The sequence below is a fragment of the Corallococcus aberystwythensis genome, assembly GCF_003612165.1.
Lineage (GTDB): Bacteria > Myxococcota > Myxococcia > Myxococcales > Myxococcaceae > Corallococcus > Corallococcus aberystwythensis.
Map to the genome: position 1 here is coordinate 1 of NZ_RAWK01000578.1, position 442 is coordinate 442.

The 442-nt window shown below is 76.0% G+C and carries 1 pseudogene; it reads right to left on the reverse strand.

Annotation, left to right across the window (positions count from 1 at the left end):
• A pseudogene (locus tag D7W81_RS42735) lies at positions 1–442 on the reverse strand (hypothetical protein); the annotation flags it as partial.

Here is a 442-nt window from a genome sequence, read left to right on the forward strand (position 1 = left end):
TCGGAGATGTGTATAAGAGTCAGGTCCGGCGCGGACACCTGCGGCGTGGTGAAGCCGCCCACGGACACGCCCCCCACCGTCGGCGGCGTGGCGAAGGCCCCCGGCCCCACCGTCGCGGTGGAGCCCGGCTGCACGCCCGACACCACCGCGGGTGGATTGGCCGGCGCCGTCGGCGAGAACGAACCGCTGAACGTGGAAGGGGCCGCCGAAGGAAGCGGCGGCGCCGGGGGCGTGGTGACGGTCGTCGTGCCCGGCGAGCCAAGCGTGTTTCCCGTCCCCACGGGGGTCGCGCCCGTCGTCGTCCCATCCGTGCGCGCCGCACCCGTGTCACCGGACGTGGTCGCTACGCCGGTGGCGCCGGGCGTGGTCGCGATGCCGGGCGGATCCGTCGCCGGGTTCGTCGCCCTCGCGGCCCCCGCGGTGGTCGCCAGGCCCGTGTCCC